Origin of the sequence: Nocardioides sp. cx-173, from assembly GCF_021117365.1 — a bacterium.
In the GTDB taxonomy this organism is placed as follows: domain Bacteria; phylum Actinomycetota; class Actinomycetes; order Propionibacteriales; family Nocardioidaceae; genus Nocardioides.
Genome location: NZ_CP088262.1, coordinates 1684192 through 1697165 on the forward strand (window position 1 = coordinate 1684192; position 12974 = coordinate 1697165).

Below are 12974 nucleotides of genomic sequence, written 5' to 3' on the forward strand. Positions count from 1 at the left end.
CCTAGGCCGGGCCGACCGCCTGGGCGACGAGAGCGGCGGACAGGCCGACGTACGGCAGGCCGGCGCCGGGGGTGGCATGGGCTCCGGCGGTGTAGACGCCGGGGATCGGGGTGTCCGGCCCGAGCCGCTGGTGGACGGTCGCGCGGCCTTGCCACAGCACGCCGAGCGGCGAGCCGCCCCACTCGTCGACGAGCTGGCGCGGCGAGCGGTCGACGCGGGCGACGACGTGCTCGCGCACGTCCAGCCGGTGACGGGCCAGCGCGCGCAGCAGGTCCTCGGCCAGCCGGCCGCGTCCGTGCACCGTCCATGCGGTGCCCCCGGGAGGCGCCGTGCCGCCGTGCCTTACCACCAGCATCGGGTCGCCGTGCAGCACCAGCTCGTGGGGGACGTCGGGCACGTCGCCGTCCAGGCCGAGGTGGGCGACGACGGGCGGGATCGCCGGCATCGTGCGCTCGACGTACGGCGCGAGGGCGGGCAGTCGCCGGGGGTCGATGGCGACGACGACCACGTCGGCCGCGACCTCGCCGAGCTCGGTGCCGACCGCGGCGACCCGTCCCTCGCGCACGACCAGGTCGAGGGCTCGGGTGAGGCGCAGCACGGTCACGCCGCGGGTGGCGAGCCGGGCCTCCAGCGCGGCGGCGAGCCGGGCCATGCCGCCGGTGATGGTCCAGGCGTCGAAGCGCTGCTCGAGGTAGGCGTGCAGGCCGGCCCAGGCCGGCACGTTGCGCAGGTCGTGACCGGCGGCGACGAACGGGTGCCCGGCGACCAGCGCGAGCCGGTCGTCGCGGAACGCGCGGCGCAGCCGCTTGTGCAGGGTCTCGCGGCTGTGCAGCCGCGCCGCGACCTGCTTCGGCAGGCGGTCGCGGTCCCACGGGACCTCGAAGTAGCCGCGGCGCAGGACCTCCCAGTCGTCCGCGAAGGAGGCGACGTGGTCGACCCAGGCCTGGCCGAGCCCGGGCCCGAGCTCGTCGAACGCCGCGAGCTGGGCACCGCGGGTGCCCCCGGGCAGCCGCACCGACGTGCCGTCCACGAAGCGGTGCTCGCGGATCACGTCCAGCGGGACCAGGTCGAGCTCCCGCTCGACGGGCCGCCCGGACTTGCGGAACAGGTCGCGGATCACCGCGGGCAGCAGGGTCGCGGTGGCCGCCGCGTCCCAGGTGTAGCCGGCCTCCGACTCGGTCCCGAGCGCGCCGCCCAGGGTGTCGGTGGCCTCGAGCAGGGTCACCTCGTGGCCGAGCTTGGCGAGCCGCGCGGCCGAGGCGAGCCCGCCGTAGCCACCCCCGACCACCACCACCCGCGCCATGCGGCCAACCTACCGACCTAGCGGCGTACCTCGGGGGCGGGCTCGACCGCGCCGAAGCCGGTGCCGTACTCGCGGTCCATCAGGCGCAGCAGCCCGGCCGTCACCGTCGCCAGGCGCTGCCCGCGGACGAGGGCGGCACACGGGTCGACCTTGGCGAACAGCCCGGTCACGGTGTCGGCGGCGACCAAGGTGTGGCCGGTGTCGCCCTCGCCGACCGAGAAGTCCCGGCCGTCCCAGTCGAGTGGCCGCGTGACGCTGCCGCCCACCGTGGCCGGGCCCTCGTGCACCGCGACCGCCTTGCCGGCTCGCGACTCGTCCATCAGCGACACCAGCGACTCGAGGTCCTCGGGGGTGAGCCCGGTGTCGAGGCCCAGCACCAGGTGCGACTGCAGCAGCGTGAAGAGGCCGCGGTCCACCTCGGCGACCAGCGTCGCGCCCGCCGACATCCGGGTGTTGAGCTCGGTGGGCAGGAAGCCGTCGGCGGTGAGCACGCCGTCGACCCCGAACGCGCCGCGGTAGCCGTGGGCCTGCGCGAGGTGCGCGCCCACCCGGCGTACGACGTCGCGCATGGCCTCGCGGTCGTCGTCCGGCGGGTCCCACGTGGTGCCGATGCCGCCGTAGACGAAGCGCCGCGTCGTGGGGTCGCGCAGCGTCGCGATCTCGACCGGCCGGAACGCCGCGGTCCCGCCGGGGAGCACGACGCCGTGGATCGAGCACGGCACCCCTTCGAGGAACGGCATCACCCGCACCCGGTCGCACCGCGGCCGGAAGAACCCCAGCGCCGCCTCCCGGTCGCGCTCGTCGCGCACCCACCGCACGTAGTTGCCCGAGCCGTTGAACCCGTCGCGCGCGTCGCCCGACCACACCGCGCCGAGCGGCCCGGCGAGCGCCTCGGTCGCCGCGGCGAGCGCGGCGCGCTCGTTGACGACCACCGCGTACGGCGCCCGGTCGACGCCGGCCGCGTCCCAGAGGCCGTCGGCGAGCATCTTGTCCTCGAGCGCGAGGTAGGCCGCCGGGCGGCCGTAGAGCACCGGGCGGCCGTCGATCGGCTCGTCGGTCGTGACGAACGGGTTGGCGAACCACGCGCCGCGCCGCTCGGGGTCGAAGCGCTCGACAGCGCTCCGGGCGCCCGGCGGCAGCTCGCGGGCCATCCGGTCCATGAGGCGCAGCTCGTCGGTGACCGAGTCGGCGGCGGGAGCGAGGATCTCCACGAGCCGCGAGTCCTCGAGCTCGGGCACCGTGCCGGCGCCGGTGCCGGTGGAGACGACCAGCACCGGGCAGCCCAACCCGCGCAGCCAGCTGACCGTGGCGGCGACGCCCGCCAGGACGGCGGGGCCCACGACGATCGGCCGGCCGGCGTACAGCGCGGCGAGCCGCTCGGTCACCGCGGCGCGCGTCCGGGGGTCGGCGAGATCCGGCATGCGAGGACGCTAGGCGACCGCGCGCGGACTCGCGACCTGTTTGCCGCGCAGCCGCCGCCACCCGCGGCGGATGAGCCGGGCGGCGAGGAGGAGCACGACCAGCCCGACGGCCAGCAGCACCCCGGCGACCGCGGCGGCCGCGGCGGGGTGCTCGATCGCGAACCACACCAGCGCCAGCACCACCACGTCCTCGGTGATGCTGGCGCCGATGTTGGTGACCGGCTCGGGGGAGGAGTTGATCGCCAGCCGGCTGCCGGCCTTGACCAGGTGCGAGAGGAGCGCCGTGCCGCCGCCGACCGCGCCGTTGACCGCCTGGGCGAGCGAGTCGGCATCTCCGGCGAGGAGCACCCCGATGACGGCACCGGCTGTGGGGCGGATCACCGTGGACACGACGTCCCAGCCGGAGTCGACGAACGGGATCTTGTCGGCCACGAACTCCATCGCGTAGAGGAAGCCCGCGACCGCCAGCACCTCCCACGCCCCAGCACGTCCGGGATCTCGCTCGACCCGCTCACCCTCTCGGCGATGCCGAGCACCAGCACGACCAGGTAGGCGTTGACGCCGCTGGCCCAGCCGCTCGAGAACGCCAGGGGGAGGGACTCCATCCCCGGAGGCTAGCCCGCCGGAGACGGCTCCACGCCCGGCGACATCGGGCCCGTGTCGCCGGCCGGGCCCCCGTCGCCGCCCTCGGCGTCCGGCTCGTCGAAGGTCCCGCAGGTGACGGTGCCCGGCAGCACGAAGCCGGGGCAGCCGCTGGCCGGGTCCGGCTCGGGGGCCGGGATGACCACCTGCGGGTCGGTCCCGAGCTCCGCGAGGTCGGCCTGGGGCACCTGGAACGCCGCCCGCGCCGCCTGCTCCGACGACGCCTTGACCGTCTCGCTCACGTAGGTCACGAAGGTCTCGGACTTGATGACCTTCACCCGCCGCTCGAACCACAGCCGGTCGGGGTCGATCGTCGCCAGCTGGTCGCGCTCGACGGCCATGAACGTGGCGCCGCCGTACGGCCGCAGCGCCCACAGGTTGCTGATGACGACGCTCCCGTCGTCGCGCACGTCGACCGCGCACTCCAGGTAGAAGCCGCCCTCCAGGCTCTCCTCGCAGTACCTCTGTGCGCTGCCCTCGGCCTCGCTCCGGGCATGCGCGAGGTCGACGGAGAGCCGGTGGTCGGAGGTGCCGCCGTAGGAGAGCGTCATCCCGCTCGCGCGGTCCCACCACTTCGGCGGGAGGGCGGCACCCTGGTTGTCGCCGGCGTGGAACGTCGCCTCGCCGAGGTCCTCGACGCTGCGCTCGAACACCGCCCGCGACTCCTCCTCGAGGATCCGCGGCATCTGGGCGGCGTCGTAGTCCTCCAGGAAGGCCGCCGTGGCGGGGTCGACGGCGGTCGAGTGCCCGCGGGCCGTGTCGCCGTCGAGGACCTGGGGCACGGTGATCGCGCCGACGGCGAGGACGGCGAGCGCGGCGCCGCCCGCGGCCAGGCGCCGGTGGCGGACGGTACGGCGCCCGCCCCGCACGACGGTGTCGGGGGAGAGGGCGAAGGGCGGCTCGTCGGAGGCGACGTGGTCGCGGACGAGGGTGGTCAGGTCGTGCTCGGTCATCGGGGCTCCTCGGTGAGGACGAGATCGGGAAGGTGGGTGCGCAGGGTGTCGAGCGCGCGCGAGGTCTGGCTCTTCACGGTGCCCTCGGCGATGGACAGGGTCCGGGCCACGTCGGCGACCGAGAGGTCGTCGAGGAAGCGCAGCGCGACGATCGCGCGCTGCCGCGGCGGCAGGAGCGCCAAGGCCCGGCCCACGTCCAGCGGGCCTTCGCCCGTCGGCTGGACCCGTTCCGGCAGCACCTCGGTGGGGTGCTCCGGGGCGTGGCGGCGCAGGTGGCTCAGGCACTGGTTCACCACGGTCCTGCGGGCGTAGGCCTCGGCCGACTCCCGCCGGATGCGCGGCCAGGCGGCGTACAGCTTCACGAACGCCTGCTGGGTGAGGTCCTCGGCCGTGTGCCAGTCGCGCACGATGAGGTAGGCGGTCCGCCTCAGGGCGGGCCCGCGGGCGAGGAAGAACTCCGAGAAGTCCTGCTCGCGTCGGTCACGTCGCATCGCTGCTCCGTCGGGTCGGTGTCAGGTCACCCTCTCTACGCCGCGCGAGACCTGCGGGGTTCGCACGGCGGCGGAGTTTCTCACTCCGCGGCGATGACCCGCGCCAGCGACTGAGGGTCGCGGCCGACGACGGTGGTGCCGTCGGCGGCGGTGACGATGGGGCGCTGCAGGGCGCGCGGATGGGCGGCGAGCGCCTCGAGCCAGGCGTCGCGGTGGGCCGCCTCGCGCGGCAGGTCGATGCCCTCCTCGGCCGCCTCCTTCGACCGCGCCACGTCCCAGGGCTCCAGGCCGAGCCGGCCCACGACCTCGGCGAGCTCGGCGGCGCTCGGCGGGTCCTCGAGGTAGCGGCGCACGGTGTAGCCGACGCCCGCGGCGTCCAGCTCGGCGACCGCGGTGCGGCACTTCGAGCACGCCGGGTTGAGCCAGATCTCCATCACTCCACCTCCACCGCCGTCGCGCCGGTGAGCGCGACGAGCTCGTCGTAGCTCGTCGAGAAGACCGCGGCCGGGTGGCCGGCGGCGGCCCACACGACGTCGTAGCGCCGCAGCCAGGTGTCGAGGTACGTCGGCACCGGCGCCGGGTGGCCGATCGGGGACACCCCGCCGATCACCTGACCGGTGTGCTCGCGCACGAAGTCCGGCTTCGCCCGCGTCAGCCCGGGCACGCCGATGCGCTCGGCGACCAGTGCGGTGTCCACCCGGTGGGCGCCCGAGGTGAGGATCAGGACCGGGGTGCCGGCCGCGTCGAAGAGCAGGCTGTTGGCGATCGCGCCCACCTCGCATCCCAGGGCCTCGGCGGCGAGTGCGGCGGTGTGCACGGAGTCGGGCAGAATGACGATGTTTCCCGTCCCGCCGCGGTTGGCATGCTCCGTGCGGAACCGGGCGATGCTCGGGTGCTCCGTCGTCATGTCCGCGACCCTAGCGACCACCACCGCCACAGAGAGACCAGGTTTCCCATGGACCACCAGCTGGACGAGCTGCCGGCTGCGCCGCGCTCGGTGAACCTCGTCGTCTGGCTCGTCGTGGTCCTCGTGGTCGTCGGGGCCGCGGTGACCGTGCTGACGGCGCTCGAGCGCGATGCGCTGATCGAGGCCTGGTCCGTGGGTCACCCCGAGGACAGCGCGATCCAGCCGCCGGCGTTCGTGCCGGTGGCGGTCGTCCTGTACGTCGTGTTCGCCGGCCTGCTCCTGGTGCTGCTGCCGTTCCTCAAGACCGCCCACAACTGGGCCCGGTGGTCGTTGGTGTCGCTGGTCGTCGTGATCGTGCTGGCCACCGTGGCCAGCCTGCGCACGGACCCGCCGATGCTGTTCGTCCTGTGCGCCGTGGCCTCGCTGCCGCTCAACGCGGCGATCCTCTACGCCTTGCTGCACCGCGACACGGGCGCGTTCGTGCACGCCGACCACCACGCCCCCGCCCGCCTCTGACGCAGTCCGAGACGTCTCCGGCCGCGCTCTTGACGCGCTGTCGGTGGGCGGGTGTACCTTGAGGGCGTTCGAACATCTGTTCGAACACGTCGGCGGGGACGACCTCGACCCCCGTCCCCGCCGGCACCCGGGGTCACGGTGCGAGGAGGACGAGCGTGAGGCGCTACGACGACCCGGTCGAGGTCCGCAGGGGCGGGGACGGCCCCGAGCAGTTCCTCTGGCACGGCCGGCTCTGGAAGGTCCGTGCGGTGCTCGCGCACTGGGTGGAGACCGGGCCGTGGTGGCAGGGCTCCGTGGCGCGGGCCGCGATCGGCTCCGACGAGCCCGGCTCCGAGCCGACGCCGGTGGGCGACCTCCTGGGCGAGCGTGAGCTGTGGCGGGTCGAGGCGGGTCGCGGTGCGGACGGTGGGCTCGACGGTGGCGGGGTCTTCGACCTCTCCTTCGACTGGGCCGACGGTCGCTGGCAGCTCGTCGGCTGCGAGGACTGAGATGAGCCTCAACCCCTACGCCCTCCCGGCCACCACCCACTCCTACCTCGCCCGCGCCGCCGAGTCGCTGAGCGAGGCGGTCGCCGCCACCGACGTCCCCACCCGCTACGCCGCCGCCCACGTCGCCGCGCTGCGGGCCGCGGCCGCGCTGCTCGCCGCGCGGGCGCGTCCGGCGCCGGCGCGGCGACGTCCCCAGAAGAACGCCTGGGTCCTGCTCGCCGAGGTGGCGCCCGAGCTGGGGGAGTGGGCCACGTTCTTCGCCGCCGGCGCGGCCAAGCGCGCCGCGGCCGAGGCCGGCTCCACCCGTGCGGTCACCGAGCGCGACGCCGACGACCTGGTGCGCGACGCCGACCGGTTCCTCGGTGTCGTGGAGCAGTCCCTCGGCCTGGTGCCGCACGCGCCGCTGGGCCAGACCCTCGCCCAGGCACGGGTCGTCCCGCCTGCGCGCTCGGCTTGACGCGCCAGCGGGGGCCTGTCCTACACTCAACTCGTTCGAACATCTGTTCGAACATCCAGTCAGGGGTCGAGCCGGCTGAGGAGGCTTCGACCGTGTCCGATCCGTTCGTCCATCTGCAGGTGGCCTCGGGCTACTCGCTGCAGTACGGCGCCTCCCACCCGCACGTGCTCGTGGAGCGCGCGGCCGAGCAGGAGATGGACACCCTCGCACTGACCGACCGCGACGGCACCTACGGGGCGGTCAAGTTCGCCCGGGCCTGCGGCCAGGCCGGGATCCGCCCCGTCCTGGGGGTCAACCTCGCCTACCGCACCGGCGGGCTGCCGGCACCGGGGCGGACCAGGACCCCGGTGCGCGGCGGCGCGTTCCGCGACCTCCCGGCCGAGCGGGGCGGCCTGCCCCGGGTGAGCGTGCTGGCCAGCGCGGACACCGGCGGCGGCCGGGCCGGGTGGGCGGCGCTGTGCCGGCTGGTCTCCGCGACCCACCTGTCCGGCGAGCGCGGCAGCCCGGTGCTCGACCTGGACGACCTGCCCGACGAGGTGGTCGGACTGCTCGGCAGCGGCGACCTGACCGTGCTGCTCGGCCCCGGCTCCGCGCTCGGGGTGGCAGCCACCCGGCGCCGCGACGACCTGGCGCTGGCCGCGCTGGCGCCCTGGCGCGCGCTGGTGCCGCGCTCGCACCTCGTGGTGGAGCTGGTCTCCCACCGGCTGCCCGGCGGCGGCCCGGGCTGGGGCCCCGGCACCACCCCCCACGCCGCCCGCCTGGCCGGGGTCGCCCGGCAGGCCGGGCTGACGGCCGTGCTCAGCAACGCCGTGCGCTACGCCGACCGCCGCGACGCGGTCACCGTCGACGTGCTCGACGCCGCGCGCCGGCTGGTCGCGCTCGACCGGCGCCACCTCGACCGCCGCAACGCCGAGGGCTTCTTGAAGTCCGGCAAGCAGATGGCCGAGATCGCCGAGGAGGTCAGCCGCGCCGCCGGGATGAGCGAGCGCGACGCGGCCCGGCTGCTGGCCGACACCCGCAAGGTCGCCGACCGCTGCGCCCTCGACCCGCGCGCGGACCTCGGGCTCGGCGAGGTGCACTTCCCGGAGTTCGAGCTCTCCACCCAGCACGCCAGCGCCGACATCGCCCTGCGTCAGCGCTGCGAGGGCGCGATCGGCGATCGCTACGGCTCCGCTCCGCGGCAGGTGATCTGGAAGCGGCTCGACGACGAGCTGGAGACCATCCGCAGCCTGGGCTACGCGCCGTACTTCCTCACCGTCGGCGACGTCACCGACCTGATCCGGGAGATGGGGGTGCGCTGCGCGGCGCGCGGGTCCGGCGCCGGCAGCCTGGTCAACTACCTGCTCGGGATCTCCGGGGTCGACCCGATTCGCCACGGGCTGCTCATGGAGCGCTTCCTCTCGCCGCTGCGCCGTGCCCTGCCCGACATCGACGTCGACGTCGAGTCCGCGCGCCGGCTGGAGGTCTACGAGGCGATCCTCGACAAGTACGGCGGCGAGCGCTGCGTGTGCGTCTCGATGATGGACACCTACCGGGTGCGCCACGCCGTGCGCGACGTCGGGGCCGCGCTCGGGATGCCGCCGGGGGAGACCGACGCGATCGCCAAGGCGTTCCCGCACATCCGGGCCCGCGACGCGCGGATCGCCCTGCGCGACCTGCCCGAGCTGCGCGCCAGCGGGCTGACCGACCAGCGGCTGGACCTGATGTTCCAGCTCGTGGAGCGCCTCGACGGACTGCCGCGCCACGTCGCGGTCCACCCCTGCGGGGTGCTGCTCTCCGACGTGACCCTGCTGGACCGCACCCCGGTGGAGGCGAGCTTCGCGGGGTTCCCGATGAGCCAGTTCGACAAGGACGACGTCGAGGACCTTGGCCTGCTCAAGCTCGACGTGCTCGGCATCCGCATGCAGTCCTCGATGGCCCACGCGGTCGCCGAGATCGCGCGGGTCGACGGCGTGAACGTCGACCTCGACGACGAGGCGCAGGTGCCCTTCGACGACCCGGCGACCTTCGAGCTGATCAGCAGCGCCAAGACGCTGGGCGTCTTCCAGATCGAGTCGCCCGGCCAGCGCGAGCTGGTCGGCAAGTCCGGCATCGAGACCTTCGGCGACATCATCACCGACATCTCGCTGTTCCGACCCGGACCGGTCAAGAGCGACATGATCACGCCGTACCTCGAGGTCAAGCAGGGCTGGAAGGAGCCGGCCTACCTGCACCCCGACCTGCGCCCGATCCTCGAGGACACCCGCGGCGTGGTCGTCTTCCACGAGCAGGTGATCTTGATGATCGCGGAGTTCACCGGCATCTCCTACGCCGAGGCCGACGAGAGGCGTCGTGCCCTCGGCGACGTCGAGGGCATGGCCGAGACCAAGGTCTGGTTCTTCCCCCGCGCGCTCGCCCGGGGCTACCCGCTCTCGGTCGTCGACCGGCTGTGGCAGGTGATCGAGTCCTTCGCGTCGTTCGGGTTCTGCAAGGCCCACGCCGCGGCGTTCGCGCTGCCGACCTACCAGTCGGCCTGGCTTAAGACGCACTGGCCGGCCCACTTCCTTGCCGGCGTGCTCACCCACGACCCCGGCATGTACCCCAAACGGCTGATCCTCGACGACGTCCGCCAGCTCGGCATCGAGGTGCTCGGCCTGGACGTCAACGCCTCCGAGAAGGAGTACGTCGTGGAGCGTGCGGAGGACGGCGGCTACGGCATCCGGCTGTCCCTCTCGGAGGTCAAGGGGATCAACGAGGCCGAGGTGGAGCGCATCGTCGCCGCCCGGCCGTATGCGTCCCTGAGCGACTTCTGGCAGCGCGCGCGGGTGTCGCGCCCGGTCGTGGAGCGCCTGGTCCTGACCGGCGGGTTCGACGCCGTCTACGGCATCGGCGCGTCCGGCGGGGTGCGCCAGCGCGGCCGGGTCACCCGCCGCGACCTGCTGCTCCAGGTGGCCCAGCTCGAGCGCCACGGCAAGGCCCTCGAGAAGGCCGCACGCGGTCGCGGCCTGGCCTCCCGGCGGCCGGCCGCGACCGCGCGGGCGCGCGCCGACGACGCCGTGGTCCGCAACAGCACCGACTCGCGGGCGCGCGAGCAGGCGGCGCCGCTGGAGCGGCACCCGCTGGGCGAGCAGGGGGTCTGGGCCAAGGCCGCGGCGCAGAGCCGGGCCACCCCGGCGCCGCCGCCGGTCACCTCGGTGCAGCTCGCCCTCGACCTGGGCGACGGCCCCCGCGAGGGCGAGGTGTCCGGGCTGCCGGAGATGACGGCGGCCGAGTCGATGGCCGCCGAGCTGGAGATCCTCGGCCTCGACGTCAGCCGTCACGTCGTGGACGACTACGCCGACTTCCTCGACGAGCTCGGGGTGGTCCGGAGCAAGGACCTGCTGGCGCAGCGCAGCCGCGCCGAGCTGCTGGTCGCCGGGGTCAAGGTCGCCACCCAGACCCCGCCGATCCGGTCGGGGCGCCGGGTGGTCTTCCTGACCCTGGACGACGCGACCGGCCCCGTCGACGCGACGTTCTTCGAGGACGCGCAGGGACCCTACGCCGAGACGGTCTTCCACTCCTGGCTGCTGGTCGTGCGCGGCGAGCTGCGCCGCACCGGCTACCGCGGCGTCTCGCTGCGCGCCACCGGCTGCTGGGAGCTGCCGCTGCTGCACGCGGTCTGGCAGCGCGAGGGCATCGACGCCGTACGCCGCCACCTCGCGACCGTCCCCGACGGGTTCGCCCCGCCGGAGCAGCGCCGCGTGCTGGTGCACTCGAGCGGCTTCCAGATGTCGCCCTACGCCGACATCAAGCCCGCCGGCGAGGACACCAAGGGCGTGGCCCGCAAGCTGTGGCACCGCTCCCCGGGGAGCGCGGGATGACCCGACTAGGGTTGGCGCCATGTCAGCCAGCGAGCGCCGAGGCGCCACCCGGACCGCCGTGGTGTGGGACGTCCTGCGCCCGATCCTGGGCGCCGGCTCCCGCGACGTCCTCGACATCGGCGGCGGCACCGGCGGCTTCGCGGTCAAGGTGGCAGAGCTCGGCCACCGGGTCTCGGTCGTCGACCCCAGTCCCGACGCGCTCGCCGCGCTGTCTCGCCGGGCTCGCGAGGTCGGTGTCGAGGTCGACGCCCAGCAGGGCGACCTGTCCAGCCTGGTCGAGGCCGTGGGGCCCGACAGCGCCGACGTCGTGCTCTGCCACGGCGTGCTCGAGGTCGTCGATGACCCCGCCGCCGCCCTGGCCACGATCCGCGAGGTGCTCCGGCCCGGCGGCACCCTCAGCCTGCTCGTCGCCCAGCGGCACGCCGCGGTGCTGGCCCGCGCCATGGCCGGCCACTTCGGCCAGGCGCTGGCGCTGCTCGACCCCGCACAGGCCCCGACCGGGCGCTCCGGCCACCGGTTCACCGCCGAGGAGACCACCGAGCTGCTCACCGGGGCCGGCTTCGAGATCGCCTCGGTCCACGGCATCCGGGTCTTCGCCGACCTGGTCCCCGGCTCCCTGCTCGAGCTGGAGCCCGGTGCCGCCTCCGCCCTCGTCGAGCTCGAGCGCGCCGTCGCCGAGCGACCCGAGTACCTCCCCCTCGCCACGCAGCTGCACGTCATCGCGACCTGACCTCGGGAGCCGGCCGTGAGCGCCGCTCCCACCACCACCACGCCGATCCTGCACGTCGACATGGACGCCTTCTACGCGTCGGTGGCCACGCGCGAGCGACCGGACCTGCAGGGCGTGCCGGTGATCGTCGGCGGCGGCCACCGCGGGGTGGTGCTGTCGGCCAACTACGTCGCCCGCCAGTACGGCGTTCGGTCGGCGATGACCGGGACCCGGGCCCGGCGGCTGTGCCCGCACGCGGTGGTGCTCGCGCCCGACTACGACACCTTCACCACGGTGTCGACCGCGGTGATGGAGACCTTCCGCCGGGTCACCCCGCTGGTGGAGGCGATGTCGCTGGACGAGGCGTTCCTCGACGTCCGCGGCTCGATGCGCCGGCTCGGCCCGCCCGTGCGGATCGCCGAGGAGCTGCGCGCGCGGATCCACGACGAGCAGGGCATCACCTGCTCGGTCGGGGTGGCCGCGTCGGTGTCGGTGGCCAAGCTGGCCAGTCGCCGGGCCAAGCCCGACGGGGTGGTCGTCGTCCCGCCCGAGCAGATCACCTCCTTCCTGCACCCGCTCGACGTGGGCGAGCTCTACGGCGTGGGGGAGAAGACCCAGGCGATGCTGCACCGGCTGGGACTGGTCCGGGTCGGCGACGTCGCGCACACGCCGCTGCGCACCCTGCAGCGCGCGGTCGGCGACGCGCTCGGCCGGCAGCTGCACGACCTGGCCTGGGGGACCGACCGGCGCGAGATCGTGGCCCGCACCGCGTCGGCGTTCGGCCTCGGCGGCGGGGAGCCCGACAAGTCGATGGGCGCCCAGGAGACGTTCGGGCGTGACACCGACGACCGCGAGGTGGTGCTGCGCGAGGTGCTGAAGCTGACCGCGAAGGTCACCGGGCGGATGCGGGTGGCCAAGGTGGCCGGCCGCACCGTCTCGATCACCGTCCGCTTCGCCGACTTCACGACGATCACCCGCGCCCGCACCCTGGCCGAGGCGACCGACGTGACCCAGGAGGTCTACCGCGCCGCGGTGGGGCTCTACGACGCCCTCGGGCTGCAGCGCGCGCGGATCCGGCTGGTGGGGGTCCGGGTGGAGGGCCTGATGCCGCGCGAGCGCGTCCATCGCCAGCTGGTGCTGGGCGAACGGGAGCGCGGCTGGGCCGACGCCGATCAGGCCGTCGACCGGGCCACACGCCGGTTCGGGGCGTCCGCCGTCCGACCCGCCAGCCTGCTCACCTGACGAAAT

At 74.6% G+C, this 12974-nt stretch carries 13 protein-coding genes; 6 read left to right on the forward strand and 7 right to left on the reverse strand.

The window, feature by feature from the left end; translation table 11 throughout:
- Nucleotide 1: 1 nt before the first annotated feature.
- The 7 genes from LQ940_RS08170 to LQ940_RS08200 form a co-directional block, all read right to left on the reverse strand.
- Nucleotides 2-1303 (reverse strand): phytoene desaturase family protein, encoded by a 1302-nt coding sequence (locus LQ940_RS08170; protein ID WP_231244034.1) that lies wholly within the window; start codon nt 1301-1303, stop codon nt 2-4.
- Nucleotides 1304-1320: 17 nt separating this feature from the next.
- On the reverse strand, nt 1321-2724 hold the full coding sequence (locus LQ940_RS08175) for a hypothetical protein (protein WP_231244035.1): 1404 nt from the start codon (nt 2722-2724) through the stop codon (nt 1321-1323).
- A 9-nt stretch (nt 2725-2733) separates the two neighbouring features.
- Nucleotides 2734-3195: a DUF4126 domain-containing protein gene (locus LQ940_RS08180; protein WP_231244036.1), complete on the reverse strand. Its 462-nt coding sequence runs from the start codon at nt 3193-3195 to the stop codon at nt 2734-2736.
- 143 nt (nt 3196-3338) lie between these two features.
- Nucleotides 3339-4319, reverse strand: coding sequence for a hypothetical protein (locus tag LQ940_RS08185; protein ID WP_231244037.1), 981 nt, complete (start codon nt 4317-4319; stop codon nt 3339-3341).
- Nucleotides 4316-4810 (reverse strand): SigE family RNA polymerase sigma factor, encoded by a 495-nt coding sequence (locus LQ940_RS08190; protein ID WP_231244038.1) that lies wholly within the window; start codon nt 4808-4810, stop codon nt 4316-4318. Before LQ940_RS08190 ends, LQ940_RS08185 begins: the two co-directional genes overlap by 4 nt.
- A gap of 80 nt (nt 4811-4890) precedes the next feature.
- On the reverse strand, nt 4891-5244 hold the full coding sequence (locus tag LQ940_RS08195; RefSeq protein ID WP_231244039.1) for an ArsC/Spx/MgsR family protein: 354 nt from the start codon (nt 5242-5244) through the stop codon (nt 4891-4893).
- A complete protein-coding gene (locus LQ940_RS08200; protein WP_231244040.1) occupies nt 5244-5717 on the reverse strand; it encodes a YbaK/EbsC family protein in 474 nt (157 codons plus the stop codon). The genes LQ940_RS08195 and LQ940_RS08200 overlap by 1 nt, the downstream gene beginning before the upstream one ends.
- A gap of 48 nt (nt 5718-5765) precedes the next feature.
- On the opposite strand from LQ940_RS08200, the gene LQ940_RS08205 reads away from it, so the two are divergent.
- The 6 genes from LQ940_RS08205 (at nt 5766) to dinB (ending at nt 12968) form a co-directional block, all read left to right on the forward strand.
- A complete protein-coding gene (locus LQ940_RS08205) occupies nt 5766-6233 on the forward strand; it encodes a hypothetical protein (protein WP_231244041.1) in 468 nt (155 codons plus the stop codon).
- Nucleotides 6234-6388: 155 nt separating this feature from the next.
- Nucleotides 6389-6721 carry a DUF6504 family protein gene (locus tag LQ940_RS08210; RefSeq protein ID WP_231244042.1) on the forward strand — a complete coding sequence of 111 codons (333 nt, stop codon included), beginning with the start codon at nt 6389-6391 and terminating at the stop codon, nt 6719-6721.
- Nucleotide 6722: 1 nt separating this feature from the next.
- A complete protein-coding gene (locus LQ940_RS08215) occupies nt 6723-7178 on the forward strand; it encodes an SAV_6107 family HEPN domain-containing protein (protein ID WP_231244043.1) in 456 nt (151 codons plus the stop codon).
- 92 nt (nt 7179-7270) lie between these two features.
- Entirely contained in the window at nt 7271-11017 is a 3747-nt protein-coding gene (locus tag LQ940_RS08220; protein WP_231244044.1) for a DNA polymerase III subunit alpha, read from the forward strand.
- A 19-nt stretch (nt 11018-11036) separates the two neighbouring features.
- Complete coding sequence (locus LQ940_RS08225; RefSeq protein WP_231244045.1) at nt 11037-11747, forward strand: methyltransferase domain-containing protein; 711 nt, start codon at nt 11037-11039, stop codon at nt 11745-11747.
- A gap of 15 nt (nt 11748-11762) precedes the next feature.
- Nucleotides 11763-12968, forward strand: coding sequence for a DNA polymerase IV (gene dinB, locus LQ940_RS08230; protein ID WP_231244046.1), 1206 nt, complete (start codon nt 11763-11765; stop codon nt 12966-12968).
- The last annotated feature ends 6 nt before the right edge of the window (nt 12969-12974 follow it).